Annotated in this window: 25 protein-coding genes; 10 read left to right on the top strand and 15 right to left on the bottom strand. The window is 66.9% G+C overall.

Annotated elements, in window-relative coordinates; all coding sequences use genetic code 11:
* Positions 1-49: 49 nt before the first annotated feature.
* Positions 50-925 (bottom strand): LysR family transcriptional regulator, encoded by an 876-nt coding sequence (locus BMZ97_RS23135; protein ID WP_092175428.1) that lies wholly within the window; start codon positions 923-925, stop codon positions 50-52.
* Positions 926-1,027: 102 nt separating this feature from the next.
* On the opposite strand from BMZ97_RS23135, the gene BMZ97_RS23130 reads away from it, so the two are divergent.
* Both BMZ97_RS23130 and BMZ97_RS23125 read left to right on the top strand, forming a co-directional pair.
* Complete coding sequence (locus BMZ97_RS23130; protein ID WP_092175225.1) at positions 1,028-1,609, top strand: DUF4865 family protein; 582 nt, start codon at positions 1,028-1,030, stop codon at positions 1,607-1,609.
* A complete protein-coding gene (locus tag BMZ97_RS23125) occupies positions 1,606-1,812 on the top strand; it encodes a hypothetical protein (protein ID WP_092175223.1) in 207 nt (68 codons plus the stop codon). The genes BMZ97_RS23130 and BMZ97_RS23125 overlap by 4 nt, the downstream gene beginning before the upstream one ends.
* Before the next feature lie 20 nt (positions 1,813-1,832).
* Here BMZ97_RS23125 and BMZ97_RS23120 read toward each other — a convergent pair whose 3' ends face one another.
* The 3 genes from BMZ97_RS23120 to BMZ97_RS23110 form a co-directional block, all read right to left on the bottom strand.
* Positions 1,833-2,783, bottom strand: coding sequence for an arginase family protein (locus BMZ97_RS23120; protein ID WP_175525688.1), 951 nt, complete (start codon positions 2,781-2,783; stop codon positions 1,833-1,835).
* A gap of 120 nt (positions 2,784-2,903) precedes the next feature.
* The gene (locus BMZ97_RS23115) at positions 2,904-3,725 is read right to left on the bottom strand and encodes an AidB family quorum-quenching N-acyl homoserine lactonase (protein ID WP_092175218.1); all 822 of its coding nucleotides are present in this window, start codon (positions 3,723-3,725) and stop codon (positions 2,904-2,906) included.
* An 85-nt stretch (positions 3,726-3,810) separates the two neighbouring features.
* Positions 3,811-4,947 (bottom strand): serine hydrolase domain-containing protein, encoded by a 1,137-nt coding sequence (locus tag BMZ97_RS23110; protein ID WP_244546557.1) that lies wholly within the window; start codon positions 4,945-4,947, stop codon positions 3,811-3,813.
* A gap of 143 nt (positions 4,948-5,090) precedes the next feature.
* Between BMZ97_RS23110 and BMZ97_RS23105 the strand changes: the two genes are divergently transcribed.
* Positions 5,091-6,125, top strand: a complete 1,035-nt coding sequence (locus tag BMZ97_RS23105; RefSeq protein ID WP_092175213.1) for a MerR family transcriptional regulator — start codon at positions 5,091-5,093, stop codon at positions 6,123-6,125.
* 69 nt (positions 6,126-6,194) lie between these two features.
* Here BMZ97_RS23105 and BMZ97_RS23100 read toward each other — a convergent pair whose 3' ends face one another.
* On the bottom strand, positions 6,195-7,403 hold the full coding sequence (locus BMZ97_RS23100; protein ID WP_210188316.1) for an MFS transporter: 1,209 nt from the start codon (positions 7,401-7,403) through the stop codon (positions 6,195-6,197).
* Between the two features lie 239 nt (positions 7,404-7,642).
* Here BMZ97_RS23100 and BMZ97_RS23095 point away from each other — a divergent pair, with 239 nt between their 5' ends.
* Positions 7,643-8,500 carry an aromatic amino acid exporter YddG gene (locus BMZ97_RS23095; RefSeq protein ID WP_092175210.1) on the top strand — a complete coding sequence of 286 codons (858 nt, stop codon included), beginning with the start codon at positions 7,643-7,645 and terminating at the stop codon, positions 8,498-8,500.
* A 313-nt stretch (positions 8,501-8,813) separates the two neighbouring features.
* Here BMZ97_RS23095 and BMZ97_RS23090 read toward each other — a convergent pair whose 3' ends face one another.
* The 4 genes from BMZ97_RS23090 to argH all read right to left on the bottom strand — a co-directional run bounded on the left by BMZ97_RS23090 (position 8,814) and on the right by argH (position 15,001).
* Positions 8,814-11,495: a TIGR02302 family protein gene (locus BMZ97_RS23090; RefSeq protein ID WP_092175207.1), complete on the bottom strand. Its 2,682-nt coding sequence runs from the start codon at positions 11,493-11,495 to the stop codon at positions 8,814-8,816.
* 130 nt (positions 11,496-11,625) lie between these two features.
* Positions 11,626-12,915 carry a diaminopimelate decarboxylase gene (gene lysA / locus BMZ97_RS23085; protein WP_092175204.1) on the bottom strand — a complete coding sequence of 430 codons (1,290 nt, stop codon included), beginning with the start codon at positions 12,913-12,915 and terminating at the stop codon, positions 11,626-11,628.
* A gap of 232 nt (positions 12,916-13,147) precedes the next feature.
* Positions 13,148-13,411 carry an LPS translocon maturation chaperone LptM gene (locus tag BMZ97_RS23080; RefSeq protein ID WP_139221294.1) on the bottom strand — a complete coding sequence of 88 codons (264 nt, stop codon included), beginning with the start codon at positions 13,409-13,411 and terminating at the stop codon, positions 13,148-13,150.
* A gap of 198 nt (positions 13,412-13,609) precedes the next feature.
* Positions 13,610-15,001 (bottom strand): argininosuccinate lyase, encoded by a 1,392-nt coding sequence (gene argH, locus BMZ97_RS23075; RefSeq protein WP_092175197.1) that lies wholly within the window; start codon positions 14,999-15,001, stop codon positions 13,610-13,612.
* Positions 15,002-15,032: 31 nt separating this feature from the next.
* Between argH and BMZ97_RS23070 the strand changes: the two genes are divergently transcribed.
* The 4 genes from BMZ97_RS23070 (at position 15,033) to BMZ97_RS23055 (ending at position 18,549) form a co-directional block, all read left to right on the top strand.
* Complete coding sequence (locus tag BMZ97_RS23070) at positions 15,033-15,662, top strand: thiol:disulfide interchange protein TlpA (RefSeq protein WP_244546556.1); 630 nt, start codon at positions 15,033-15,035, stop codon at positions 15,660-15,662.
* Between the two features lie 147 nt (positions 15,663-15,809).
* Positions 15,810-17,540, top strand: a complete 1,731-nt coding sequence (locus BMZ97_RS23065) for a carbamoyltransferase family protein (RefSeq protein WP_092175422.1) — start codon at positions 15,810-15,812, stop codon at positions 17,538-17,540.
* A gap of 73 nt (positions 17,541-17,613) precedes the next feature.
* Positions 17,614-17,862 (top strand): DUF1272 domain-containing protein, encoded by a 249-nt coding sequence (locus BMZ97_RS23060; protein WP_092175192.1) that lies wholly within the window; start codon positions 17,614-17,616, stop codon positions 17,860-17,862.
* 45 nt (positions 17,863-17,907) lie between these two features.
* Complete coding sequence (locus tag BMZ97_RS23055; RefSeq protein ID WP_092175188.1) at positions 17,908-18,549, top strand: glutathione S-transferase family protein; 642 nt, start codon at positions 17,908-17,910, stop codon at positions 18,547-18,549.
* 78 nt (positions 18,550-18,627) lie between these two features.
* Here the strand turns inward: BMZ97_RS23055 and grxD are convergent, their stop codons facing one another.
* From grxD to BMZ97_RS23025, 6 genes are all read right to left on the bottom strand, one after another.
* Positions 18,628-18,963 carry a Grx4 family monothiol glutaredoxin gene (grxD, locus tag BMZ97_RS23050; RefSeq protein ID WP_092175186.1) on the bottom strand — a complete coding sequence of 112 codons (336 nt, stop codon included), beginning with the start codon at positions 18,961-18,963 and terminating at the stop codon, positions 18,628-18,630.
* A gap of 48 nt (positions 18,964-19,011) precedes the next feature.
* The gene (locus BMZ97_RS23045) at positions 19,012-19,248 is read right to left on the bottom strand and encodes a BolA family protein (protein ID WP_092175183.1); all 237 of its coding nucleotides are present in this window, start codon (positions 19,246-19,248) and stop codon (positions 19,012-19,014) included.
* Between the two features lie 11 nt (positions 19,249-19,259).
* Positions 19,260-21,470, bottom strand: coding sequence for a phosphoribosylformylglycinamidine synthase subunit PurL (gene purL, locus BMZ97_RS23040; RefSeq protein ID WP_210188315.1), 2,211 nt, complete (start codon positions 21,468-21,470; stop codon positions 19,260-19,262).
* Between the two features lie 111 nt (positions 21,471-21,581).
* Positions 21,582-22,019 carry an acyl-CoA thioesterase gene (locus BMZ97_RS23035; protein ID WP_092175179.1) on the bottom strand — a complete coding sequence of 146 codons (438 nt, stop codon included), beginning with the start codon at positions 22,017-22,019 and terminating at the stop codon, positions 21,582-21,584.
* On the bottom strand, positions 22,016-22,897 hold the full coding sequence (locus BMZ97_RS23030; protein WP_092175177.1) for a methyltransferase domain-containing protein: 882 nt from the start codon (positions 22,895-22,897) through the stop codon (positions 22,016-22,018). Before BMZ97_RS23030 ends, BMZ97_RS23035 begins: the two co-directional genes overlap by 4 nt.
* A gap of 40 nt (positions 22,898-22,937) precedes the next feature.
* Positions 22,938-23,819: a UTP--glucose-1-phosphate uridylyltransferase gene (locus BMZ97_RS23025; RefSeq protein WP_092175174.1), complete on the bottom strand. Its 882-nt coding sequence runs from the start codon at positions 23,817-23,819 to the stop codon at positions 22,938-22,940.
* Positions 23,820-23,999: 180 nt separating this feature from the next.
* On the opposite strand from BMZ97_RS23025, the gene galE reads away from it, so the two are divergent.
* Entirely contained in the window at positions 24,000-24,989 is a 990-nt protein-coding gene (galE, locus tag BMZ97_RS23020; RefSeq protein ID WP_092175171.1) for a UDP-glucose 4-epimerase GalE, read from the top strand.
* 127 nt (positions 24,990-25,116) lie between these two features.
* Positions 25,117-26,349, top strand: a complete 1,233-nt coding sequence (locus BMZ97_RS23015; protein ID WP_092175169.1) for a lytic murein transglycosylase — start codon at positions 25,117-25,119, stop codon at positions 26,347-26,349.
* The last annotated feature ends 30 nt before the right edge of the window (positions 26,350-26,379 follow it).

Below are 26,379 nucleotides of genomic sequence, written 5' to 3'. Positions count from 1 at the left end.
CCGGCCTGAGCCCGGAATGGCCGGGAGGCTCCGAGTTCAGACAGCAGATCTACGGTCTCCGTGACGCCAATGGCGCGCCCGCCGAGGCGCGGATGACGGCGACGAAATTCCGCAGCGAGGCGCGCGCCTGTGCGCCTGCGACATTGGCATAGAGCACCACATCCCGCGCCGGGAGCGGCGGCAGATCAAGCGGCCTGCCGACATCCACCGTACCGGGGGGAGCGACGCGCCGGCCGAGCGCCGCCACGGCAAGGCCGGCCGAGACTGCGGCCCCGATCGTCGCGATGCCGCCGCCGACAAAAACCTCCGTCCATGGCACGCCGGCCTCCGCCAGCGCGGACACCGCCATGCTGCGGACACTGCAGGGTTCGGCCTGGGTCGCAAGCCGCAGCGGCTCGCCCGCATGATGGGCGAAATCGGGCGCCGCCATCCATCCGAACGCCTCCTCGAAGATGACGTCGCCATCGCGACGCTTGTTGTCGTGGCGCAGCACGATCGCCGCATCCAGCGCGCCGCGATCGAAATCATCGAGGGTCTGCCGCGACGAGCCAAGGCGCATCTCGATCACGAGGCCCGGCTCGGCATCCTTCATGCGACGCAGCAAAGTGGGCAATTCCGAGCCGACGATATGGTGGCTGATGCCGACGACCAGTCGCTGCTGCTGCACCGTGAAGGAACCCAGCGCACCCTGATGGGCCGCGATCAGCTTGCGGGCTGCATCGAGAAAGCTGTTGCCCTCCGCCGAGAGCCGCACGAGGCGCGGCGTCCGGTCGAACAGGCGCCGCCCGAGCCTGTCCTCCAGCCGCTTGATCTTCAGGCTCACGGCCGATTGCGTCGTCTCCAGCGTCTCGGCGGCGCGGGTGAAGCTCTTCAGATCGGCGATCAGGACGAAGGCCTGAACGGCTTCGAGATCGAGGGCTTTCATGCGGATATGCATTTCAAAGTGAAATCATTGAAATATGATCTCATATGATTTTCTTGTCATCAAGGCCTCGCTACCTTCCGGAGATCAAGAAGGAGCCCCGTGATGATCATCGCGCATTACACCCATCGCCTGCCGGCCAACCATGACATCGGGTTGATCCGCGCCAGAGCCAGGGAGCGCGGTCCGCTCTGGGACGCCGTGCCCGAGCTCTATTTCAAGGGCTTCCTGCTGCGTGAGGCAGGCCGCCATGGCGCGATCGCGAACAACTACTCCTCGCTCTATCTCTGGCGTCAGGACGAGGCCTTCCGCGAATTCCTCGTCAGCGGCCGCTACAAGGTCGTGACCGAGAGTTTTGGGCGCGCCGAGATCCAGACGCGTTTTGCCCTCGACGCCCGCAAGGGAACCGGGCGCGAGGCCCGCTTCGCTTACCGGGAGGATCTTCTCATCCCGCCCGATGCCGACCTCACCGCGATTTTCACTGGAGAGATCGAATTGAACCGGGCTCTCGCCAGCCGGCCCGGCACGGTCGCGGCCACAATCGGCGTCGATACGGCAAACTGGACGCTCACCCGGCTGCTGCTGTCCGAGCAGGAGCCGAGCGGAAACGAGGGCGGCACGAGCTACGAGATCCTGCATCTCGCGCGGCCGCTGCTCGACAGCCTGCCGCAAGCAGCAGCGCTATGAACGCCCGCTCTCATATCCGCACCACCGGCCGGGGGCCGGCACCGTTCAGCCGCATGGCCGGGCCGCAGCGGGATGGTCTACCCGCCGCGCAAGTGCCCGCCGCGCAAGCCCTGGGCGCCTATCTCGGCGGCATGGCGCTCACGACGACGCTGGCGCTCATCCTTGCCGGGGCGGCGGCGGCGATTCTGAAGCACGCGCTGTGACGGTGCGGCACAGTCGCCTATCATCGCGGCGATCGTGCCCGTTCGCTCATAGCCAGAAAACCCGCCCCCAGCATCGCCAGGCGGCAGACGGTCCTGGCTCCGAGATCGCCGAGATCGTGTTGAGGGGTGAACTCGACGAGGTTGAAGCCGACGATCGGCGCGCGAGCGGCGACACCGTGCAGGAGCTCCACAATGTCGCCATAACCCAGCCCGCCCGGCGCCCGACCGACAACACCGGGGATCACCGTGGGGTCCAGCCCATCGACATCGCAACACACAACGATCGGTTGGCCTTCCGGCACCTGTTCGGCGGCATAAGCGAGCCCTTTGGCGCGTAGTGTACGCATATCGACCAGTCGCGCTCCCGCCGCGACGGCATCTGCCACATCCGATTCCCGGGCGCTACCGATACCCCGGCCTCCGACTTGAACGATTGCCCCAATGCCCGCCATTTCGGAGGCCCGTCGGATCGTGCTCGAGGGCCCGAAGCGCTCCCCCTCGACCTCGTCGCGCCAATCGATATGCGCATCGATCTGCAACAGCGTGATCCCACCATGCGCAGCAAAAGCGCGCAGCGCAGGGATCTGGACACTGTCGTCGCCACCCAGCAGAAGGGGCCGCGCGCCACGGCCTAGCAGCGTCGCAAAAGCCGCCTCGATCCTCGCGCGATTGCCGCCGAAATCGGTATCGTCGAAGGCAAGATCGCCGCAATCGACCAGAACCGTGTCCGGCGCCACCAGCGGCGCGCCCAGATCGAAATCGTAATGTGTCCGGCGGGCGGCATGGCGTGCGCTCGCTGCCCGGATCGCCGCCGGGGCGCCCGCGCTATGGGCGCCATTCCCGGCATAGGGCGTCGCACCGGGAAGGCCGATCACGGCGATCGCGCCTCGCGGCACGGCATCGATGGTGACGGCCTCGCAATCGAGGAAAGTCGGTCTCTGGGCGCGCGGAACGGGCGTGTCACTTGGCAATGAAGCGGGACCATCATCGGGGTTCAAGGCTTTTGATTATGCCGCGCTGGCTCGCACTGCGGCAAGCGCGGCCTCCCATGGGAAGCTAGCGCTCGGTTCAAGCCAGGTACGCCCTCGGGCTCAGGCCGGCACGAGCCGATAGCTGTCTCCAACAGCCTCCAACCGCTGGAAACCGGTTATATGCCCTCCCGAGACGATCCAGCCGTCTCGGGCCGCCTCCTTCAGGATGATGTGACGGCTGCGGGCGGCCGCCGCCGGATCGAGGTCGTAGACGAGCCCGACATCGGGATCTCCGGGCTGGAGATCCTCAACATGCACGAGATCGCCCCAGAGCAGCAGGCTGTGCTGCGCATCCTGCACGATGAAGCCGGTATGGCCGGGCGTGTGTCCCGGCAAGGTGCGCGCGGCGATGCCCGGCAGGATCTCGCCTTCGTCGAAGCTGCGGATGCGACCGCCATAAAGGCTTTGCAGCTTCGCCGCGATCACGAAGCCGCTCCGCCGCGACGCCGGCAGCGCTTCGCGCGCCTGCTCGTCGGTGAAGAAGGCCAGCTCGACCTGCGGAACCCAGATCTCGGCTTGTGGGAAATAGGGCGCGTCCCCGTCGAAGAGACCCAGCGCGTGATCGCCATGGAGATGGCTGATCAGGACGCGCTGGACCTGGTCCGGCGTCACACCCGCAGCTTCGAGCGCCGCGCGGGCATGGCCGAAAGCATCGCCCCAGGAGGGGCCTGTTCCGGCATCGACGAGGGTGATCCCAGAAGCATCCCGCAGCAGGAAGCAGTTCACATCGACGCTAAGGGCGGATTTGCCCCAGCCTGCGAGGGCGTGCTTTCGCGCCTCGTCGCCTCCGGCATGGATCAGGACATCCGCCGGTGCCTGGAAAACGCCATCGTGCAGGATGGCGATATCGTAGCGCCCGAAACGCCGTGAAGACTGGTCCATGCCGAAAAACCTTCGATTAGAGCGTTTTCGAGCGAAATGGATACCGGTTCACTCGAAAACGCACAAAACTGCTCTGTTGGTCCGCTCACCGGATCGCGGCGATGAGGCGGTCGACGAAGCCGTCGAGCGCCGTCTTGTCTATCCAGCGCAGCACCGCGACGAGATCCTGCGCCGGGTCGAGCCAGATCGCATTGACCCCGGCGCCGAGCGCGAAGACCGCCGTTGTCGGCACGCCGGGCTTGGCCGCCGCACCCCGGTTCAGCCACCAGAGATAGCCGTAATTGGCGAGCGTCGGCGAGGGCGTGAGCATCGCCTCGATCCAGGCCGGCGACAGCAATTCGCGGCCGCCCCATACCCCGCCGCGCGCCACCAGCAGGCCGACCCGGGCATGGTCGCGCGCGCCGATGAAGAGCCCGCCGCCCCAATGGCCGCCGCCCGGCACGGACTGGACCCGGCGCCCGTCGATCTCGACGAAGGCGTTGTCATAGCCCTGCCAGCGCCAACCCTGCGAGGCCCCGATCGGGTCCATGATGCGCTCGCGCAGCACCTCCGGCAGCGGCCGACGGAAACGCTGCAGCAGACAATAGGCCAGCAGATTGACCCGGACGTCATTGTATTCGTAGTAGCTGCCGGGTGGCTGGAGGGCGCGCTTCTCGCCCTTGCGGCTGTTGTCGGCGCCGGGCCCGATCTGGCGGTTATGGTCGACCTGGTCGGATTTGCCGAAGATCTCGCCCTGCCACTCGCTCGACTGCTGCAGCAGATGGCGCCAGGTGATCGCGCGGTTATGCGCGCTCTCGAACCAGGGGCCGGCGACTGTCTTCGCCACCGGCTCGTCGACATCGCCGATCAACCCGTCAGCGGCAGCAAGCCCGGCCAGGATGGCGATATAGCTCTTGGCGATGGAGAAGGTCATGTCGGTGCGGGCCGTATCGCCCCATTCGGCGACGATGCGGCCACCCTTGACGATCAGCCCGGCCGGCCCGCCGCGCTCGCCGACCGGGCCGACGATTTCGCTCCAGGGCCCGCTCTCATTCCATTCGACCAGGCCGACATAGCGCCCATCGGGATAATACAGGCTGCGCGGCCAGGAGCTTTCATGCGCCTTGGCGAAATCGACGGCAGCCGCAAGGCCGGCAGCGTCGAAACCTGCCTGCGCCGGCGGAAGGCTGTCCCAGACGTCGCCGTCCGACGGTGGTGCATAGCTTTCTGTCGATATCGTCACCTGGCCGTTGCTCCGGAATCTAAGGCGTCGCGGGACTACGATCTTTATGGAGCGCCGGCGGCAGTCACAAGCGCCACCGCCGGTTGACCCGGCCCCTGGGACCGCCTCGATAAGCATGGCTGTCCGCAACAGCGAGGTGATTCGTGAGCGTTTCCGCCCCATTCCTCTCCGCCTCCGAAGCCGCAGAGCGGCTCGGCGTCTCCACCAAGGCCCTGCGGCTCTACGAGCAGCGCGGCTTGGTCTCTCCCATCCGCAGCGCCGCCGGCTGGCGGGTCTATGGCCCCGATCAGATGGCCCGCGCCGCCGAGATCGCGGCGCTGCGCAAGCTCGGCCTCAGCCTCGCCCAGGTGGCGCGGGTGCTGGGCGGCGACCCGCAGGGCCTGGAGCCGGCGCTCGCCGCGCATCAGGCAACGCTCGAAGACCGGATCCGCCAGCTCACTGGGGCGATCGCGAGGGTCCACGAGCTGCGCAGCGACCTCGCCCAGGGCAAGGCCTCGGTCGCCGGAGAGCTAGCGCGCCTGCTTGGGCCGGCTCCCGAACTCAGCGTCGCCTTCCCCCTTCCCTGGCCCTGGGGCGGAGAGCGCTTCGAATTGCGCGACATTCGGCCGCTGAACTACATCATCGGGCCGCTGGGCAGCGGCAAGACGAGGCTGGCCCTGCGTCTGGCCGAGACCTTGCCTGGCGCCGCCTTCCTCGGCCTGGATCGCTTGGCCGATGGCGGCGCAGCGGCCCACACCCGGCTGGACGCCGACCCCGCCCTGAAGCGGCGGGTCGACCAGGCCCTGGCCTGGCTCGCCGAGGATGGCGCCCTGCTGTCGGACGCTCTCATCGCCCTGCTCGCCGGGCTGCAAGCCGAGGGCCCGGCCGTCCTGGTCGTCGATATGATCGAGCAGGGGCTGGACCAGGCCACGCAGGAGGCCCTGAGCACCCATCTGCGCCGGCGTGGCCCAAGCGGGAGGCCGCTCTTCCTGCTCACACGCTCCCGCGCGATCCTGGATCTCGCCGCTATCGGCCCCGATGAGGCGATCATCCTCTGCCCCGCCAATCACAGCCCGCCGAGCCGCGTCGCCCCCTATCCCGGCGCACCGGGCTTTGAAGCCGTCGCGACCTGCCTGGCCTCGCCCGAGGTGCGGGCGCGGACGGAAGGCGTCATCGCCTGGCGGCCGCAGGTGGCGTGACGGTTTGCCTACGCTGAAGGCTCCGGCGAGACGGCTTACAAATCCGGGCTCGCTTGCCCACGGCGGCGATCAGGCAACCGCCGGCCGGGCACGCGGCAGGAACATGGCGAGCAGCCCGACAGCCGGCAGCCAGGCGCAGAGACCGAACACCCTGACGATGCCGATCTGGTCGGCGAGTGCGCCGATCCCCGCCGCGGCGATGCCGCCCAGGCCAAAGGAGAGGCCGTAGAACAGCCCGCCGACGAGACCAATGCGGTGCGGCACGAGGTCGATCGCATAGATCAGGATCGCCGAGAAGGCGCTCGCCATGATGAAGCTGATGACGATGCTGAGCGCGCCGGTCCAGAACAGATCGGCATAGGGCAGCATCAGCGCGAAGGGCAGCGAGCCCAGGATCGAGAGCCAGATCACGCGGTAGCGACCGATCCTGTCGCCGATCACCCCGCCGACGATCACGCCGAGCGCGCCGACGACGAGATAGAGGAACAGCATGATCTGCGAGAGCTGGATCTCGATGCCGAAGCGCTCGATCAGGTAGAAGGTGTAATAGGAGCTGAAAGCCGAGGTGTAGCCGTTCTTCGACATCAGCAGCACGATCAGCATCGTCATCGCCAGGATGACCTTCGCCTTCGGCAGGCCGTGGCTGGCGATATCCTCGGCATGGTCCTCGGACGATTTCTGGTCGCGACGCAGCGCCGAATAGCGCGCGCCGAGCCAGCCCATCACCAGCATGGCGACGAGCACTACTCCGGAGAACCAGGACAGGCTTTCCTGCCCGCGCGGCACCACGATGGCCGCGGCCAGCAGCGGGCCGGTCGCGTACCCGATATGGCCGCCGACCTGGAAGACGCCCTGCGCCAGCCCCTGCCTGCCGGCCGCCGCATGGCGCGCCATGCGCGTCGCCTCGGGGTGGAACACGGCGGACCCAAGCCCGATCAGCGCAGCGCCGATCAGCACTACCGTATAGCTGTGCGCATGGGAGAGCAGCAGCAGCCCGACCAGCGTCCCGCACATGCCGGCGACCATCGCATAGGGCCAGGGCTTGCGGTCGGTTACGTAGCCGAGCAGCGGCTGCAGCAGCGACGACGTCACCTGGAAGGCCAGCGTGATGAAGCCGACCTGGAGGAAGTCGAGCTGGTAGGCCTCCTTGATCAACGGATACAGCGCCGGGATCATCGACTGCACGAGGTCGTTCAGCAGATGGGCCAGGCTCAGCGCCAGCAGCACCGGAAGCAACGGGCGCCGCGCAGCAGCAGTGGGCATCGGGATCGTGGTCATGACTGACGCATGATCTCGCGCAGGCGCGCGGTCAACATTCCGGCGCGGCGCTCAGAGCATGGCGCCTATCGCGCCCAGGCCGTGCTGCGCTGCAAGAGAGCCATCTTCGGTGGCTCCCATCAGTATTTGCCGCCCCATCGGCATTTGCCGCCGAAGCTGATATCGCGAGCGCAAGATTCCTTCGATCCGCAGCCAAGTCTTGCCGAGCCAAGTCCCGCCGAGCCATGTCCTCCCGAACCATGTCCTCCCGCAGCGCCACTCTCACCGGCTTCATCGCCATCCTGCTCTGGTCGACGCTGGCGCTGTTCGCCGCCATGTCCGGCCGGGTGCCGCCATTCCAGCTCGTCGGCATGACCTTCGTCATCGGCGGGCTGCTGATCCTCACTATTGCCGCGGCGCGCGGAGAACTGCGCCGCGTCATGCCGACCCCGGCCTCCTTCGCGCTCGGGCTCTACGGGCCCTTCGGCGACACGGCGCTCTATTATGCCGCGATGAAGACCGCGCCGGCGGCCGAGGCCAACCTGATCCATTATCTCTGGCCGCTGCTGATCGTGCTGTTCGCCGCCCTGCTGCCGGGCGGCCGATTGAAACCGCGCCACCTCATCGGCGCGCTGATCGGGCTCGCAGCAACCGCATTATTGATCTCGGGCGGCCTCGGCACCGGCGGCGGCATCTCGCTCGGCCATGGGCTGGCGGCGCTCGGCGCCTTTGTCTGGGCGAGCTATTCCGTGCTCTCGCGCCGGTTCAGCACCGTGCCTTCCGAGAGCCTGAGCATCACCATGCTCGGCTGCGCGATCCCCGCCTTCGCCTGCCATTTCGTCTTTGAGACGACCCTGTGGTCGCTGACATCAGTCGAATGGGGCGGCGTGCTCGGGCTCGGCCTCGGAGCGATCGGGCTTGCCTTCGTCGTCTGGGACATCGGCATGAAGAAAGGCGACGTCGCCCTGCTCGGCGTCGCCTCCTACGCCGCCCCGGTGCTCTCGACGATCATCCTGGTGATCGCCGGCTATGCGCCCGCAAGCTGGCTCTTGGCGGCGTCCTGCCTGCTGATCGTGGTCGGGGCGCTGGTGGCGAGCTGGGAACGGCGCCCCGCTTGAGAAAAGCGCGCGGGGAACCCCTCTCCTGCATCGAAGTCGGGTTTACCCGACTTCGACACTCCAGGTGCTGAACTCGGGCAGGCCCGAGTTCAGTGAGACGGGCAGGGGTGAGGTGTAGGCCCCTGGACCAGTTACGTGATGTCCTCACAGCAACGCAGCGGTGAGGTCACGGCCAAAGCGTCAAACGGCCGACCCCTCACCCTGCCCTCTCCCACCAATCTCGGGCTTGCCCGAGATTGGCAGCTAGAGTGGCCCAAGTCGGAAACATCCGACTTGGGGTGGAGAGGGTTCTGCGTCGAGGTTCCGGAAGAGCTCAATTCCGCCTGAGCAGGCGCTCCAGATAGTCGAGTTCCTCGCTCGGCCGCGACGGGTCGCCGAGACGCCGCCTCAACTCGTCCAGGATGCGGCGGGCGCGCTGCGTCGCGCTCTCATCGGCGCCGGGTACGCGGACGCGGCCATCGGCCCAGTCGCGCTGGCGCTGCGGCCGGCCCAGAGGATCCTCACGGCCACGCTGCTGCGCCGATGGCCGCCCGGCCGGGCGGCCATCGGGCTCGCCGAAGGCGCCCTCGGTGCCGTCACCCTCGCCGGGCTGGCCCTGCATCTGCTGGGCGAGATTCTGGCCGCCCTTGCGCAGGGCTTCCAAGGCCCGCCCTTGTGATTCGAGCGCGCCTTCACCCTGGCCCTGGCCGAGCTGGCCCTCGGCCTCGCGCATCGCGTCTTCGGCCTCGCCAAGTTCGCTCTGGCTGGGGGCGCCCATACCTTGCATGCGCCGCTGCAATTCCTGCAGACGCTCGCGCAGCGCCTGCTGGCGCTCGGACAGGCTCTGGCCTTGCCCCTGCCCCTGCTGGCCCTCGCCATCCTGTCCCTCTTCGCCCTCGCCCTGATCGCCGGGTTGTTGGCCGGGCTGCTGGCCGCGCTGCCCACGCTGGCCCTGCTGCCCCTGCTGGCGTTGCCCCTGGCCGGGGCGCGCCTGCTGCTGTCCGGGGCGCTGCCCGCGCTGGGTCCGGTTCTGGCGCTGTTGCTCCTGTTGATAGGTCTCGTCGCGCAGCCCCTGCTGCTCGCGCGTCATCTTGTCGAGCTCGCCCAGCGCCTGGTTCATCTCGCGCTGGCGCTGGTCCTGCTGGCCGGGGCGCGCCATCTGGAGATTGTTGAGCATCTGGTTGAGCTCTTCCATCAGGCGCTGCGCCTCGGCCATGTCGCCGCGTTTCGAGAGCTCCTCGATGCGATCGAGCATGTTCTGTAGGTCGCGCGGCGTCACCGAACGGAAATTCTCCGGCAGCTGCGCCGATTTCTGATCACCATTCTGCAGCTGGCGCTGCATCTGCTCGGCGAGCTGGCGCATGAAGCGGTCCATCGCCCGCCGCATCTCCTCGGTGAGCTTCTTGATCTCCTCCTCGGAGGCGCCGCGCTCCAGCGCCTGCTGGAGGTTTTCCTGTGCCGCCCGCAAGGCGCGCTCGGCGTCGGACAGGTCGCCATCCTCGAGCTGCAGCGCCATCGCCCACATCAGGTCGGCGACGTCGCGCAATTGGTCGTCGCTGGCCGAACGGCGCAGTCGCTCGGCGATCATCCGCATGCCGAGATAGACGCCGGTCTCCTTCATGAACAGTTCGGGCTCGATCAGCAGCGCGTCCATGGCGAGCTGGACCTTGCTCCGGGCCTCGACATCCATGACCAGCTTGCGGCGCTGTTCGACCAGGGACTTGGCGAGCGGCTTGGTGAAGGTGCGCTGCGGCAGCGTGACCTCGATCGGCTCGCTATGGCCCTCCTGGCCGGCATCGTCACGCGCGACCAGCGTCATCCTGACCTTGGCGCCGGCCCAGGGATGGGCCGAGAAATCGACCGTGCTCTTCATCTCCTCCTCGCCGGTCGGCGAAGAGGGTGTACTGAGCGACTGCTTGGGCGGCTCGACCAGCGAACGTCCGGTCGAGGACGAGCCCGGCCGCGAGACCAGAACCTCAACTGAGGCGACACCGTAATCATCCTTGGCGCGATAGCTCAGCCCCAGACCGCCGCTCTGCGCGCCGGTGATCGGCTTGGGCGGTTCAATGAAGCTGATTTCCGGCGGCTGGTCGGGCACCGCGTTCAAATGCAGCGTCGTATTGGGCGCGCCGCTGCCGGTGAGCCGCAGCGTGCCGTTGCCGGCCAGCGCATAGCGCTTCTCCAGCACAGCCGGGGCGGTCCCCGCAGCCGGCTTCGCCTCCTTGGCCTCAGTCGCCGGCAGCGCATCGAGCCGGCCCGTGGTCGCGACATCCATGCCCGACTTGCCGGCGATGCGGACGACGACGACGGATTTCTCGGGCGCGCTGAAATTGGGGCTCGCCAGCTTGGCGAAGTCGATCAGAATCGGCGGCAGGCGCGTATAGGCCGGCGGATCGATCCAGGCGTCGATGCGGATGGCGGGCGCGGCCGAGGCAGCCCCCCGCCAGTCGAAGGCCGCGCCGAGGCGCGGCCCGGCCTCATGACCGGCGACGAAGAAGGCGGTAATCGCCGCGAGCAGCGGCACGGCGCGCAGGGCAAGCCGGTCGCGCCCGGCCATGAGCGGATGCGGGGCCGCGAGCCTGAGCCCGGCGACCTGCCGGCTCTGGCGCTCGACATGGAGCTTCCACAAGGCCTGCGAGACCGGGTCTCCGGAGCCGACGGCAAGGCTGTCCTCCAGCGAGGAGGCCGGGCGATGGCTGCCTTCGAGCGAATGATCGAGCCGCGAAAGCCCGTCGCGCCGGGTCGGCAGCGGCGTCGTCGCGACATGCCAGAGGCTCGCTACCAGGCCGGCGAGGAACAGCACGACGCCGAGCGCGCGCCCCTGCCAGGGCAGCAGTGTCCACAGGCCGAACCAGGAGAGCGCCAGGAAGGCGAGGACGATGCCGGCCGAGAGCCAGAGCCGCGGCCAGACCCGCTCCCAGCCAAGCGACAGGCGTGAAGCGGCTGTGAGCCGACCGAGCCGCTGCCGGATGCCCTCGATCGGATCGGACGCCTTGCGGCGTTCAGCCTCATTCATGCCGTCGCTCCGAGCTGCCTGGGCACCATCCTGAACCTTCGCCACTCAGCACACGCTAACATGTGAATGTGGCAAGGCCAGAGCGAAGGCGCTCCGCCCACAGGGGCCTCAGCGCATCGTGATCGAGAGCTCAGGCCAGCCAGGGCGGTGCACGATCCGTGCCGAGAAGCTCCTCATAGCTCTGGCGCGGCCGGGTCACGGCGAATTGCCCGCCCTTCACCAGCACTTCCGGAACAAGCAGGCGCTGGTTGTAGGTCGAGGCCATGCTGGCGCCATAGGCGCCCGCGGTCATGAACGCGATCAAATCGTCGGGCTTTAGCTCGGGCAGGGCGCGCCCGGTCGTGAAGGTGTCGCCTGATTCGCAGACCGGCCCGACCACATCATAGGCGATGCGGCTTGCATCCGCGGCCGGCTCGGAAACCGGCCAGATCTCGTGATAGGCCTCATACATCGCCGGCCGCATCAGATCGTTCATCGCGGCGTCGACCACCAGGAACTGCTTGGTCGGGCGCGGATTGAGATACAAGACCCGCGTCAGCAGGATGCCGGCATTGCCGACGATCAGGCGGCCCGGCTCGAAGCCGAGCTCGACATCGAGCCCCTTGGTGACCCGCCCGACCATGGCGGCATAGGCCTCGATCAGATCGGGCCCGTAGTCGAAATCCTTCGGAATCTCATAGGGGATGCCCAGCCCGCCACCGAGATCGAGCCGCTCGACGCGGTGCCCCTCCGCGCGCAGGCTCCCGACCAGCGTCACCATCTTGGTATAGGCCGCCTCGAACGAATCGGTCTCGCGAATCTGGCTGCCGATATGCAGCGCGAGCCCCATCATCCTGACGCCCTGCATGTTGGCGGCGCGGGCATAGAGCCTGCCGACCTCCTCGAAAGAGACGCCGAACTTGTTCTCGGACGAGCCCGTGGTGATCTTGGCATGGCCGCCGGCGCCGATATCGGGATTGACCCGGAACACCGCCTCCTGGCGCTTGCCGAGTGATGCCGCGACACGCGAGAGCAGATCGAGCTCGCCCTCGGTCTCGATATTGACCTGATAGATTCCAGCCTCGACCGCGAAGCGCAGCTCGCTCTCGCTCTTGCCGACGCCGGAGAAGACGATCTTCTCGGGCGGGAAACCGGCGGCAAGCGCCTTGCGGACCTCGCCCTCGGAGACCGTGTCGACCCCGGCCCCGAGCGCGGCCAGTGTCTTCAGCACGCCGAGATTGCCGTTGGCCTTCAGCGCATAGAAGACATGGGCCGTCCCCGCCGGAGCGTTCGCCTTCACCGCCGCGGCGAACAGGCGGTAATGGCGCTCGATCGTGGCCGAGGAATAGACATAGACCGGCGTGCCGACCTCGGCAGCGATCTGCCTGAGATCGACATCCTCGGCAAAAAGCGAACCGTCGCGATAATTGAAATGATGCATGGGACGCTCAAATGCCTGTTCAAGAATGCCGATGGCCCTCGCTAAAGCGCTATTCCGGCCGGAACAGCGTCTCGAAATGCGAGGGCTCGCGTTGCAAACGCTTCGTTCTAGAGCAGGATGCGAAAAATTGGGACCCGGTTTTTCGCGTCGATCCTGCTCTAACTCTTTGATGAGAGACGGATTCAGATTTCAGATCGGACCACCGTGTGATCCCATCTGAAATCATCCGGCTCTAGAGGATCGGATCGAGCGCGAAGCTCTTCTCCGGAATCGTGAAGTTCCGGTCCGCTTTCGGCGGTTTGCCGAAGGGCGCGCCGCCGGCCTGGGTTTCGACTTGCTGCTCCTCCCCGCCGATGTCGCGGTCGGGCAGGTCGAGTGCGCTGGTCGCCTTCGGCGGCGCCTCCAACGGCCCCCTGCGGCCACAAGCGGTCAAGGCAAGTCCGAGCAGGCCGGCCAGAATGACGGCGCGGCCCAATTTCAGGCTGGAATGCGGCACGAAAGGAAACCCTCGGACGAAGCGTGGCGGAGACTGTAGCGAATGGAGCAACCTGTTGCGAGCTTTTGAAGGCGCTGCAACCTCATTCTCAGGCGGAACCCTCGGGTCCAGCCTTTTGGCCGGCCCAAGGAGAGGCTCCGCGCCGGCCCGGCCCCCTGGCGGAAATGCCAGGGTCCAAGCCCGAGCATGACGGTTTCGTCAACCGCGCTCCTTTGCAAGCCGCCTGAGCCAGGACTTCGCCTGCCGGCGGACATTGACGGGAGCCGTGCCGCCATAGCTGACGCGGCTCTTCACCGACTGCGTCACGCCGAGCACGGCGAAGACGGCTTCGGTGATCTTGGGCTCGGCCTCCTGCATCTCGGCGAGCGTCAGCTTCTCCAGCCCGACGCCCTTGGCAGAGGCGATGCCCACGAGCCGGCCGGTGACGTGATGCGCGTCGCGGAACGGCATCTTGAGCACGCGCACGAGCCAGTCGGCGAGGTCGGTCGCGGTGGCGTAGCCCAGCCCCGCCGCCTTCTTCATCACCTTCAGGTCCGGCTCCATATCGCGCACCATGCCGGCCATGGCGGCCAGGCAGAGCGAGAGTGTCTGGAGGGCGTCGAAGGTGCCTTCCTTGTCCTCCTGCATGTCCTTGGAATAGGTCAGCGGCAGGCCCTTCATCATGGTCAGCATGGCTTGCAGCGCGCCGAAAACCCGGCCCGCCTTGCCGCGAACCAACTCGGCGGCATCGGGATTGCGCTTCTGCGGCATGATCGAGGAGCCGGTCGAGAATTTGTCGGAGAGCTTGACGAAGCCGAATTGCGGCGTCGCCCAGAGCACGATCTCCTCGGCCAGACGCGACAGATGCATGGCGCAGATCGAGGCTGCCGACAAAGTCTCGAGCACGAAATCGCGATCCGAGACCGAATCGAGCGAATTCGCCGTCGGACGGTCGAAACCGAGCGCCTTGGCGGTCATATGGCGGTCGATCGGGAAAGAGGTGCCCGCAAGCGCCGCAGCCCCCAGCGGGCACTCGTTGAGGCGCTGGCGCGCATCGCGGACGCGGCCGCGATCGCGCGACAGCATCTCGACATAGGCCAGCAGGTGATGGCCGAAGGTCACCGGCTGCGCCGATTGCAGATGAGTGAAGCCCGGCATCACTGCACCAGCGTGGAGATCGGCCTTCTCGGCCAAGGCGAGCTGGAGATCGGCCATCTGCTCGTCGATAGCGTCGAGCGTATCGCGGACCCAGAGCCGCATATCCGTCGCGACCTGGTCGTTGCGCGAGCGCGCCGTGTGCAAACGGCCAGCGGCAGCGCCGATCCTGTCCTTCAGGCTCGACTCGACATTCATATGGACGTCTTCGAGCGCGCGCGAGAACGTGAAGCTCCCAGCCTCGATCTCACCCTCGACGCTCTTGAGTCCAGCGCTGATGGCGGCCACATCGTCCTTGGTCAGGATGCCGGTCTCGCCCAGCATCGCCGCATGCGCGAGCGAGCCTCGGATATCCTGCCGCCACAGGCGCTTGTCGAAATCGATGGAGGCGTTGATCTCCTCCATGATGGCGTCGGGACCCGTGGCGAAACGCCCACCCCACATGCGATTGCTCACGGCGGTCTTTCCTGATTTCAAAGGACGCATGATGACGTCTGGAACGAAGATAGGTCTGGCCCTCGGGGTCATGGCGGCGCTCGGCCTCGCGGGCATGGCGGCCTTCTACTCCGGCCAGGGCCGTGCCGGCAATTCCGCTTCTTGCGGCGCGGCAGTGGCGCGGGCGGCGAAGATGCAGCCTTTGGCGCAGGGCGAGGTCGCGGCCGTCGAGGTTCGGACGAGCCCGCAGCCGGCACCCGATCTCGCCTTCGAAGGCCCTGACGGTCAGCCGACGACGCTCGCGGCCTTCAGGGGCAAGACCGTGCTCGTCAATCTCTGGGCGACCTGGTGCGCGCCCTGCCTCAAGGAGATGCCGGCGCTCGACGCCCTGCAGGGCGCATTTGGCGGGCCTGACTTCGCAGTGGTCGCGATCAATATCGACACGCGCAATCTCGACAAGCCGAAATCCTGGCTCGCCGAAAACAAGGTCACGCGGCTGCCCTATTACGCCGACGCCCAGGCCAAGGTCTTCCAGGACCTGCGCGCTGCGCGGAAGATCGAAGGCATGCCGGTGAGCCTGCTGGTCGATCCCCAGGGCTGCGAACTCGGCATGATCCAGGGCCCGGCGGACTGGGCGAGTGCCGACGCGAAGGCGCTGATCGCAGCCGCGATGGGGCGTTGAAGGAATCGGCTTCGAAAAGCTGCAACCGACGATCGCGGCGATTGCCGGCAGCGTGGCTTTCGCGTCCGGAAAATAGACCGGCAGCGGTAACCTAGACCGCTTGCGTCGATTGCCTCCCGCTTGCAGCTGCGCCATACGCTGCCGGCCATGACCTACACGATCGGCCTCGCCACCACCTTCCACGACCCCGCCCTCGCCATCATCGGCCCCGATGGCGAGGTCGTCTTTGCCGAGGCGACCGAGCGCTACCTGCAATATAAGCGCGCTCCCAATTGCGAGCCGGATCCGGTTCAACGCATGGAAGGGCTGTTCAAGCGCTACATTCCCGGGGATGCCGAGGTCCGGATCGCGACGAGCTGGAGCGAGGATTTCACCGGCTTCCTCGACCAGATGAGCCGCGCCGGCTCCTTCTCGCTCGACGCCCTGCTCAAGCTCTCGCCCGAACTCAACCGCTCGCTGGTGCCCGAGCGCACCGAGCGGGCGCTGATCGCCTCGCTGCATCTGGGCCAGCAGCGCGCCGGCCTCGGCACGCTGCTCGGGCTCGACCGCGCTTTCGGCAAGGCCAATGTCACCGGCCTGACGCGCTACGACCACCATCTCAGCCATGCGGCCTATGCCTGCTGGTCCTCGCCCTTCACCGACGCCGCCTGCCTGATCGTCGACGGCATGGGCGAGACCGGGGCTTCGGCGATCTTCGCATTCGCGGACGGCAAGATCACCGAGGTGAAGCGCCATCGCGGGCGTGAGTCGATCGGCTTCTATTTCGGCCTCGTCACCGACCTTGCCGGCTTCGACCAGGCCAAGGGCGAGGAATGGAAGATCATGGGGCTCGCGCCCTATGGCAAGGCCGACGCCACGCTGATGGCGTTGCTGCGCCGGCTCTACCGGGTCGACGGCCACAAGCTCTCCTTCGCGGATGCCGCGACCGTGCGCGAGGTCAGCGCCAAGATCCTGGCGCTGCGCCCGACTGATGCGCTCGATCAGGGCTGGGCCGATCTCGCCCGCTGCGGCCAGGATGTCTTCGCCGAGATGATGGAGGCGCTGCTCTCGGAAACCGCCGCTTTGGTGCCGGCCGAGAATCTCGTGCTCGCCGGCGGCTGCGCGCTGAACTCCTCCTTCAACGGCAAGATCGTCGGTCGCCATGGTTTCGCCCACGTCCATGTCCCTTCCGCGCCTGCCGATGACGGCAATGCGATCGGCGCGGCCTGGCTCGCCCATGCGCAGGCCAATCCGGACTGGCGCGCGCCCAAGGGCCCGCAATCGCCCTATCTCGGCTCCACCGTCTCGACCGAGCCGCTGGAGCGCATGGCAGCCTGGGAGCCGCGCTTGCGCAAGCTCGCGCCCGAAGAGGTCGCCCCCGTCACTGCGCAACTCCTGGCCGACGGCAAGCTGATCGGCTGGGTCCAGGGCAAGGCCGAGTTCGGCCCGCGCTCACTCGGCAACCGTTCGATCCTGGCCGATCCGCGCCCCGCCAACGCCAAGGATCTGCTCAACGCCAAAGTGAAGTATCGCGAGGCCTTCCGCCCCTTCGCGCCCTCGATCCTGGCCGAGCACGGGCCGGACTGGTTCGAGAACTACCAGGACGCGCCCTATATGGAACGCACTTTGGTCTGGAGGCAGGCCATGCGCGAGCGCGTGCCCGCCGTGGTCCATGAGGATGCGACCGGCCGGCTGCAGAGCGTCACCGCGGAGCGCAATCCGCGCTACCACGCGCTGATCCAGGCCTTCCATGCGCTGACCGGCGTGCCGGTGGTGCTGAACACCTCCTTCAACATCATGGGCAAGCCGATCCTGCACACGGCGGAGGACGCGATCCTGATGTTCTATACGAGCGGCCTCGACGCGCTGGTGGTGGAGGACTGGCTGCTGGTGAAGTGATCCAACTCATCAGCAAGAAGCGTTGGCAGACAGCCGCGACTGGCCGCATTCTCCGCGCGAGAGGGAGATAACCATGCTGCAACTGCGCCCGAACTGCGAATGCTGCGACCGCGACCTGGCCCCCGACACGCGCGGCGCGATGATCTGCACCTTCGAATGCACCTTCTGCGCGGATTGCGCCGATACGCGCTTCCACGGCGCCTGCCCGAATTGCGGCGGCGAACTGGTGCGCCGGCCGGTCAGGCCGGCAAGCAAGCTGGAAAAATATCCAGCCTCGCAGGAGCGGGTGACGAAGCCGCATCCGGAATGCGCGGCGGCTTGAACAGCACCTGCTGATGGGGATGATCGATCGGGCAAGGAACTCGCGATGACCTCCGCACCGGTCCTCTATGGCGCGCCGTACAGTGTCTATGTCCGGGCCGTCCGGTTGGCGCTCGAAGAAAAAGGCATCCCGTATCGGCTGGAGCCGATCGATGTCTTTGCCGAAAACGGGCCACCGGCTTCCTTGCTCGAGAGACAACCTTTCGGCCGCATACCCGCCTTCGAGCATGACGGCTTCAAGCTGTACGAGGCGGGAGCGATCGAGCGCTATGTCGATGAGGCGTTCCCGGGACCGGCCCTGCAGCCTTCCGCTCCGCGCGAGCGGGCCAGGGTCAATCAGGTGATCAGCATCCTCGACTCATACGCCTACCGCACTCTGGTCTGGGATATCTATGTCGAGCGCGTGTCCAATCCCAGGAAGGGCCGTCTGCCTGACGAGGCACGCATCCAGGCGGCGCTGCCGAAAGCGCAGCTATGCCTGCGCGCAATCAGCGAGCTGATGGATGGCGGCCCCTGCCTCGCTGGCGCCGCGCTCACACTGGCCGATCTGCATGCTGCGCCGATGTTCGCTTATTTCACGCTGGCGCCGGAAGCCGGCCCATTGCTCGCCGACCAGCCAGCCATCAAGGCCTGGTGGGAGAGGACGGCCCAAAGGCCTGCCATGCGTGCAACTGCGCAGTCCGCCTGAACGGCCCCTCAGTTTGAGGCCGCGAGTGGCCCGCATCGCACTGGCGAGAGGCGGGCCTGGGTGAACGAGAACGAGCCCTCAGCTCGCCTGCTTGACCGTGATGCCCTTCTCCTCGAAGAGCGTCTGGAGTTCGCCGGCCTGGAACATCTCGCGGGTGATGTCGCAGCCGCCGATGAACTCGCCCTTGACATAGAGCTGCGGGATCGTCGGCCAGTTCGAATAGGCCTTGATGCCCTCGCGGATTTCCTGGTCCTCGAGCACGTTGACGCCCTTATAGGGCACGCCGAGATAGCCGAGGATCTGCGCGACCTGGCCGGAAAAGCCGCACATCGGGAATTGCGGTGTGCCTTTCATGAAGACCACGACGTCGTTGGACTTCACTTCGGCGTCGATGCGGGCGTTGACGTCGCTCATGATCTGATCTCCTGCGGCGGGTTCAAGGCCCGCTGGACTAGTCTCGTTCTAATTCTGGGGAACCGAAGTCGTCAGCGCAAGGGCGTGCAGCACGCCGCCCATGTTTCCCTTGAGCGCGGCATAGACCATCTGGTGCTGCTGCACCCGGCTTTTGCCGGTGAAAGCGGCAGAAGTCACGGTCGCGGCATAATGGTCGCCGTCACCCGCGAGATCCTTGATCTCGACGGTAGCGTCAGGCAACGCCGCCTTGATCATCGCCTCGATATCGCGCGCATCCATCGCCATCGTGGCTCTCCTCAAGCAGCCTTGCCAGCCATATAGGCGGGCAGCCAGGTTTCATGCGCGGATTTCAGGGCAGTGACCGCGATCGCCGCCTCGCCGGGAAAGGCAAGCGCATCCCCGCCGGTCTTGCCGAGCGCGAGCGCGGGAACGTCAGCCGCCTTGAGTTCGGCGAGCACAGCGGCGGCCGAAGCCTCCGGCACCGTGACAAGATAGCGCGCCTGATCCTCGCCGAAGAGCACGGCATGGGCAGGGCCAGCCGGCAGGGCGTCGATCGTCGCCCCGACGCCGCCCGCCATCGCCATCTCGGCCAGCGCGACGGCAAGGCCGCCATCGGACAGGTCATGGCAGGTGCTGACGCGCCGGGCAGTGATCAGCGCCCGCACGGCATCGCCATTCCTGCGCTCGATCGCGAGATCGACCGGCGGCGGCGCGCCCTCTTCCCGGCCGTAGATTGTCGCAAGATAGACCGACTGGCCGAGCCAACCCGCGGTCTCGCCGACCAAGATGATGATCTCGCCCGCGGCCTTGAAGGCGACGGTGGCATGCTTGGTCACATCCGCCAGCACGCCGACGCCGCCAATGGTCGGGGTCGGCAGGATCGAGACGCCATTGGTCTCGTTGTAGAGCGAGACATTGCCGGAGACGACCGGGAAATCGAGCGCCTTGCAGGCGGCCCCGATGCCCTTGATGCAGCCGACGAGCTGGCCCATCACCTCGGGGCGCTCGGGATTGCCGAAATTCAGATTGTCGGTAACGGCGAGCGGCGTCGCGCCTACGGCAGTGAGGTTGCGCCAGGCTTCCGCCACCGCCTGCTTGCCGCCCTCGAACGGGTCGGCCTCGCAATAGCGCGGCGTCACATCGGCGGTCATGGCCAGGCCCTTGGGCCCGTCCTCGATGCGGATCAGGCCGGAATCACCGCCGGGCGTGATCACTGAATTGCCCAGGATCAGCGTGTCGTACTGCTCGGTGATCCAGCGCTTGGAGCTGAGATCAGGCGAGCCGACGAGCTTGAGCAGCGCATCGGCATGCGACAGCTGCGGCTGGACCGAGGCGGCCTCGACCACCGGCAGCTTGGGCGTCTCGATCCAGGGCCGGTCATATTCGGGAGCCTCGTCGCCGAGTTCCTTGATCGGCAGGTCGGCCATGACCTCGCCCTGATGCTTCACGACGAAGCGCAGATTATCCGTGGTGTAGCCGACCACGGCGAAGTCCAGGCCCCATTTCTTGAAGATGGCCTCGGCCGGCTCCTCATGGCCGGGCTTGATCACCATGAGCATGCGCTCCTGGCTCTCAGAGAGCATCATCTCATAGGCGCTCATGCCGTCCTCGCGGCAGGGCACGGCATCGAGGTTCAGCTCCACGCCGAGATCGCCCTTGGCGCCCATCTCGACGGCCGAGCAGGTCAGGCCCGCCGCACCCATGTCCTGGATCGCGTCGACATGGCCAGCCGCCATGATTTCGAGGCAGGCTTCCAGCAAAAGCTTCTCGGCGAAGGGATCGCCGACCTGCACGGTCGGGCGCCGCTCCTCGCCACCCTCACCGAAAGCCGCCGAGGCCATGGTCGCGCCATGGATGCCGTCGCGGCCGGTCTTGGAGCCGAGATAGACGATGGCTTTCCCGACGCCCGAGGCCTTGGCGTAGAAGATCTCGTCGGCGCGGGCGATGCCGACCGCCATGGCGTTGACCAGGATGTTGCCGTCATAGCGGCTGTGGAAGCCGGTCGCGCCGCCGACATTGGGCACACCGAAGGAGTTGCCGTAGCCGCCGATGCCGGCGACGACGCCGGAGACCAGATGGCGCGTGCGCGGGTGATCGGGAGAACCGAAGCGTAGCGCGTCGAGTACCGCGATCGGCCGTGCACCCATGGTGAAGACGTCGCGCAGGATGCCGCCGACACCGGTGGTCGCACCCTGATAGGGTTCGATGAAGGAGGGGTGGTTGTGGCTCTCCATCTTGAAGACGATGGCGAGCCCGTCGCCGATATCGATGACGCCGGCATTCTCGCCCGGCCCCTGAATCACCCAGGGCGCCTTGGTCGGCAGCGTCTTCAGATGCAGCTTCGAGGATTTGTAGGAGCAATGCTCGTTCCACATCGCCGAGACGATGCCGAGCTCGGTGATCGTCGGCTCGCGGCCGATCAGATGCAGGAAGCGCTGATATTCGTCGGGCTTCAGGCCATGTTCGGCCACGAGCTGCGGGGTGATCTTGATCTCGTTGGGAATCACGGCGCGACGGTTCCTGATCGTCCGGCATGAAGAAGGGCCGGCCCTCAATGGGCGGGGCATAGCGCGCCTGCGGGCGCGAGACAACGCATTCCCGACCTGCAATGGCCGCGTTCAGGCGGAAAGTGCCTCCAGCGCCGCACGCAAGGGGGCCGGAATCGGCACCGGCTTCTGCGTCGCCCGCTCGACATAGACATGGGTGAAGCGGCCTTGCGCCGCCACCGCCTGCCCGCCTTGGCGGAAAATCCCGAGCCGGTAGGTCACCGAACTGGTGCCCAGCCGCGCCACGGCAATCGCGATCTCGACGGTTTCGGGAAAAGCGACGCTTTCGAAATAGGTGCAGCTCGTCTCGACCACCAGGCCGACGACCAGACTCGTCGCCGGGTCGAGAAAGCCCTGCTCGACCAGCCAGGCGTTCACGCCCGTATCGAACCAGCCGTAATAAACGACATTGTTGACGTGGCCGAAGACGTCATTGTCGTGCCAACGCGTCGGAATCGCCCGGAACAGCTTGAAGTCGGCGCGGGAGAGGCGGGGCTCGCGGGCACTCATCGGAGGGCCTTGTCGCCGGCCCCGATCTCGGGCACGCCCAGCGCATCCGCCAACCGCGCCTTGGCCGAGCCCGGGCGCAGCGGCTTCTGCTGGCTTTCATGCGGGGCCCAGCCGGAGAGCCAGACCATCTCGAAGGTCGCGCGCAAGCGCCCATCGGCATCAGCGAAGCGCTCCGCATAGAGCAAAGCCGCCCGTGCCAGCGTTTCGCGCCGCAATCCGGTTCGGCTGCGCTGCGTCAGCGCATTGGCCCAGCCCATGGCGCGCAGATCGCCGAGCAGGCCGAAGATGTCGCGGTAGCGCACCGTGACGAGCTCGCTGTCGACGACGGGCAGCGCGAAACCGGCACGCTGCAACAGGCTGCCCATGTCGCGCAGATCGGCAAAGGGGGCGACGCGCGGGCTCGCCCCGCCCGAGGTTTCCGCCTCCGCCTCCAGCAGCACCTGCCGCAATTCCTGCAGCGTGCGGCCGCCGAGCAGGCAGCCGATGAACAGCCCGTCCGGCCGTAAGGCCCGCCGGATCTGGATCAGCGCGCCGGGCAGGTCGTTGACGCCATGCAGCGCCAGGAGCGAGGCGGCGAGATCGAGCGAGCCGGCTGCGAAGGGCAGGCGCTCGAGATCGCCGACGATGTCGGCCTCCGCGCCCGCCGCCTCGGCCATGCGCAGCAACGCCTCCGCCTTGGCCCGGAGCACCGGGGCCGCAACCGGCAGAGGCGTACCGAGATCGGCCGCAAGAGCAAAGCGCCGCAGCACCGCATCGAGCCGCTCAGCCAGATCTTCGACCGCCCGCGCGAGCAGGAAATCCGGATAGCCGGCCGCAAGCGCCCGTGCCAGCCGGAGCCGGCCGAGATCGCGATCGAAGACGGGCTGGTTGTCGCTCAAGCACGGCTCCTCGCGCACGGCTCCTCGCCAGTGCGCACCATCAACTCTCCAGCAGCCGCTCGATCTCCTGGCGCAGCTGCGGGCCGAGATCGCCGCGGTCGAGCGCATAGGCGATGTTGGCAGTCAGGAAGCCGATCTTCGAGCCGGTGTCGTAGATGTCCCCGTCGAAGCGCACGGAGTAGAACGGCTCCAGCCGCGACAGCGCGATCATCGAATCGGTAAGCTGGATCTCGCCGCCGGCGCCCGGCTCCTGATTGGCCAGCAGGTTGAAGATCGTCGGCTGCAGGATATAGCGGCCGGTGATGTGCAGGTTCGAGGGCGCGGTGCCCTTGGCCGGCTTCTCGACCATCTTCGTCACCTTGGACACCTTGGCGTTGCGATCCTCGACGCCGACGATGCCGTATTGATGGGTCTGGTCCTCGGGCACCGGTGCCACGGCGATGTGATTGCCGCCATGCTTCTCATAGGCATCCATCATCTCGGCGAGGCAGCCCTTGCCATGGCTGTGATGCAGCATGTCGGGCAGGAGCAGCGCGAAGGGCTCGTCGTCGCCGATGATGTCACGCGCGCACCAGACGGCATGGCCCAGGCCGAGCGGGGCCTGCTGGCGGGTGAAGCTCGTCGCGCCGGCGGCCGGCAGATCGGCCAGGAGCGCCTCCAGCTCCTTGAGCTTATTGCGCTTGCGCAAGGTGTCGTCGAGCTCGTAGGCAAGGTCGAAATGATCCTCGATCACGCCCTTGTTGCGGCCGGTGATGAAAACGAAATGCTCGATGCCGGCGGCCCTCGCCTCGTCCACGACGTGCTGCACGACCGGACGGTCGACGATGGTCAGCATCTCCTTGGGGATCGCCTTGGTGGCGGGCAGGAAGCGCGTGCCGAGCCCGGCTACGGGGAGAACGGCCTTGCGAATGCGTTTCGTCATGAAGGATCCATTTCGCGCGCTTAACCGTGCGACGACGGTAGCGGTTGGGGTGGAGGTGGCGACTTGGCTCACATGTTCACTGAGCCCGCCGATGATGGCAAATAGCAGGACGACCTTGATGGCTCGTCAACATCTTTTGCTTAGATGAGTCGAAACGATTGTGACGGATGAGGATGTGTAATGGCAATTCTGGTTTCGGGCGGCGCCGGCTATATCGGCAGCCATATGGTTCTGGAATTGCTCGATCGTGGTGAGCACGTCGTCGTACTCGACGATCTCTCGACCGGTTTCTGGTGGGCCGTGCCGAAGGAAGCCACCCTCGTCCAGGGCGATATGGGCGACCAGCCCTTCGTCGAGCGCGTCATCGCCGAGCACGGTATCACCGAAATCGCGCATTTCGCCGCCAAGATCGTGGTGCCCGATTCCGTCTCCGACCCGCTCGGCTACTATCTCAACAACACGGTGAAGACGCGCGCGCTTCTGGAAAGCGCGGTCCGCGGCGGCGTGAAGCATGTTATCTTCTCCTCCACGGCCGCCGTCTATGGCGAGCCACCGGTCAGCCCCGTGCCGGAGGAGATCGCGCTCAACCCGATCAACCCCTATGGCCGCTCCAAGCTGATGAGCGAATGGATGCTGGGCGACGTGGCGCGCGCTTTTCCCCTGACCTATGTCGCGCTGCGCTATTTCAACGTCGCCGGCGCCGACCCTAAGGGCCGCTCGGGCCAGTCGACCCCCAACGCGACCCATCTGATCAAGGTCGCTTGCCAGGCGGCGCTCGGCCAGCGCGCCGGGCTTGAGGTCTTCGGCACCGATTATCCGACGCCCGACGGCACCTGCGTGCGCGACTACATCCACGTCACCGACCTGGCGCGTGCGCATCTCTCCGCCCTCGACCATCTGCGCGCGGGCGGCGCCAACCTCACCCTGAACTGCGGCTATGGACGCGGCTATTCGGTCAAGCAGGTGGTGGATGTGGTGAAGCACGTCTCTGGCGTCGATTTCCCGGTCAAGCTCTCCGGTCGCCGCGCCGGCGATCCCGCCTCGCTCGTCGCCAAGGCCGACCGCATCCGTTCCGAGCTCGGCTGGCAGCCCGAGAATGATGATCTCGAGCAGATCGTGCGCCAGGCCCTGGCCTGGGAAGACCAGCTGAAAATGCGCAACGCCAAATAAGCTTGCAACCACGTAAACGACCCGCGAAACCGGCGCGCGATTGCGCGCCGTTTACCCTTGGTTAATCTTGTTCGGGCGCTGTGGAGAAAGCTCCGTTTCCCACCAGCCCGCCTGAGCGAGGTTCGTCATGCGTCTGTCCGTGATCGCCGCCACGGCCATCATCAGCCTCGCCCCCGCGCTTGCGCAGACCACCGGCTCGATCAACGTCTCGGCGGCCCGCGCCAAGGACGCCAAGACGGCCCCGGCCAATGCCTCTTTTGATGCCTTCCTGAAGGGGCTCTGGCCGCAGGCCCAGGCGCGGGGCATCTCGCGCGCGACCTTCGACCTCGCCTTTCGCGGCGTGACGCCTGACGCCTCGATCGTGGCGCTGACCAAGAAGCAGTCCGAGTTCACCGCGCCGATCTGGGGCTATCTCAACAGCGCGCTCGGCGGCACGCGCATCCCGCGCGGGCGCGATGCCGCGGCCGAGAATGCCGCCGTCCTGGCGCAGGTCGAGGCGCGCTACGGCGTGCCCAAGGAGGTCGTGCTCGGGATCTGGGGCATGGAGACCAATTACGGCTCGTTCAAGGGCGACAAGGACACGATCCGCTGCCTCGCGACCCTGGCGCAGATCCGCTATCGCGGCGACTTCTTCCGCGACGAATTGCTGACCGCGCTGGAGCTGATCGAGAAGGGCCATGTCGAGCGCGCCGAACTGCGCGGCTCCTGGGCCGGCGCGATGGGCCACACCCAGTTCATGCCGTCGAGCTACATGAAATACGCCGTCGACTGGACCGGGGACGGCCATGCCGACATCTGGACCTCGACCGGCGACGCGCTCGCCTCCACCGCCAATTACCTCAAGGGCTATGGCTGGGTGCCGGGCCTGCCCTGGGGCCTCGAGGTCACATTGCCCGAGCGGTTCGACTACCGCATCAACAAGGCGAGCTTCTCCTCCTTCGCCGCCGCCGGCGTGCGCCGGGCCGATGGGCGGCCCCTGCCCGCCTCCGGCGAGGCACGCTTGTTCTTCCCCGCCGGCTATCGCGGGCCGGTCATGCTGCTGACCGAAAATTTCGACGTCATCAAGAAATACAATTCCTCCGACGCCTATGCACTCGCCGTCGGCCATCTCGGCGACCGCATCATGGGCCGCCCGGCGATCCAGGCCGACTGGCCGGTCCAGGCGCCGCGCCTCGACAAGACGGGCCTGCAGGAGGTGCAGCGCCGGCTCAAGGCGGTCGGCCTCTACAATCACGACGCCGACGGGCGCATCGGCACCGGCACGCGCGAGGCCGTGCGGCAATACCAGCTCAAGACCGGCGAGATCGCCGATGGCTATCCGACACCGGCCCTGCTCGCCAAGATGCGCGACGCCCGCTGACGCTGTCCCGATCCTGGGCTATACTGGCTG

This window comes from Allobosea sp. OK403 (assembly GCF_900113835.1).
Classification (GTDB): domain Bacteria; phylum Pseudomonadota; class Alphaproteobacteria; order Rhizobiales; family Beijerinckiaceae; genus Allobosea.
Note: the sequence above shows the minus strand (reverse complement) of the source record. Positions and strands in the feature narration are given on the sequence as shown.

Excerpts from the sequence above, each read along its gene's own strand:
- BMZ97_RS23095 (WP_092175210.1), top strand. The coding sequence starts at position 7,643 with ATGTCCTCCCGCAGCGCCACTCTCACCGGCTTCATCGCCATCCTGCTC.
- BMZ97_RS23055 (WP_092175188.1), top strand. The coding sequence starts at position 17,908 with ATGACCTCCGCACCGGTCCTCTATGGCGCGCCGTACAGTGTCTATGTC.
- BMZ97_RS23025 (WP_092175174.1), bottom strand. The coding sequence starts at position 23,819 with ATGACGAAACGCATTCGCAAGGCCGTTCTCCCCGTAGCCGGGCTCGGC.
- BMZ97_RS23060 (WP_092175192.1), top strand. The coding sequence starts at position 17,614 with ATGCTGCAACTGCGCCCGAACTGCGAATGCTGCGACCGCGACCTGGCC.
- BMZ97_RS23115 (WP_092175218.1), bottom strand. The coding sequence starts at position 3,725 with ATGGACCAGTCTTCACGGCGTTTCGGGCGCTACGATATCGCCATCCTG.
- BMZ97_RS23090 (WP_092175207.1), bottom strand. The coding sequence starts at position 11,495 with ATGAATGAGGCTGAACGCCGCAAGGCGTCCGATCCGATCGAGGGCATC.
- galE (WP_092175171.1), top strand. The coding sequence starts at position 24,000 with ATGGCAATTCTGGTTTCGGGCGGCGCCGGCTATATCGGCAGCCATATG.
- grxD (WP_092175186.1), bottom strand. The coding sequence starts at position 18,963 with ATGAGCGACGTCAACGCCCGCATCGACGCCGAAGTGAAGTCCAACGAC.
- BMZ97_RS23035 (WP_092175179.1), bottom strand. The coding sequence starts at position 22,019 with ATGAGTGCCCGCGAGCCCCGCCTCTCCCGCGCCGACTTCAAGCTGTTC.
- BMZ97_RS23015 (WP_092175169.1), top strand. The coding sequence starts at position 25,117 with ATGCGTCTGTCCGTGATCGCCGCCACGGCCATCATCAGCCTCGCCCCC.
- BMZ97_RS23135 (WP_092175428.1), bottom strand. The coding sequence starts at position 925 with ATGAAAGCCCTCGATCTCGAAGCCGTTCAGGCCTTCGTCCTGATCGCC.
- BMZ97_RS23125 (WP_092175223.1), top strand. The coding sequence starts at position 1,606 with ATGAACGCCCGCTCTCATATCCGCACCACCGGCCGGGGGCCGGCACCG.
- lysA (WP_092175204.1), bottom strand. The coding sequence starts at position 12,915 with ATGCATCATTTCAATTATCGCGACGGTTCGCTTTTTGCCGAGGATGTC.
- BMZ97_RS23045 (WP_092175183.1), bottom strand. The coding sequence starts at position 19,248 with ATGGCGATGGATGCGCGCGATATCGAGGCGATGATCAAGGCGGCGTTG.
- BMZ97_RS23070 (WP_244546556.1), top strand. The coding sequence starts at position 15,033 with ATGACGTCTGGAACGAAGATAGGTCTGGCCCTCGGGGTCATGGCGGCG.
- BMZ97_RS23100 (WP_210188316.1), bottom strand. The coding sequence starts at position 7,403 with ATGACCACGATCCCGATGCCCACTGCTGCTGCGCGGCGCCCGTTGCTT.
- BMZ97_RS23065 (WP_092175422.1), top strand. The coding sequence starts at position 15,810 with ATGACCTACACGATCGGCCTCGCCACCACCTTCCACGACCCCGCCCTC.
- BMZ97_RS23130 (WP_092175225.1), top strand. The coding sequence starts at position 1,028 with ATGATCATCGCGCATTACACCCATCGCCTGCCGGCCAACCATGACATC.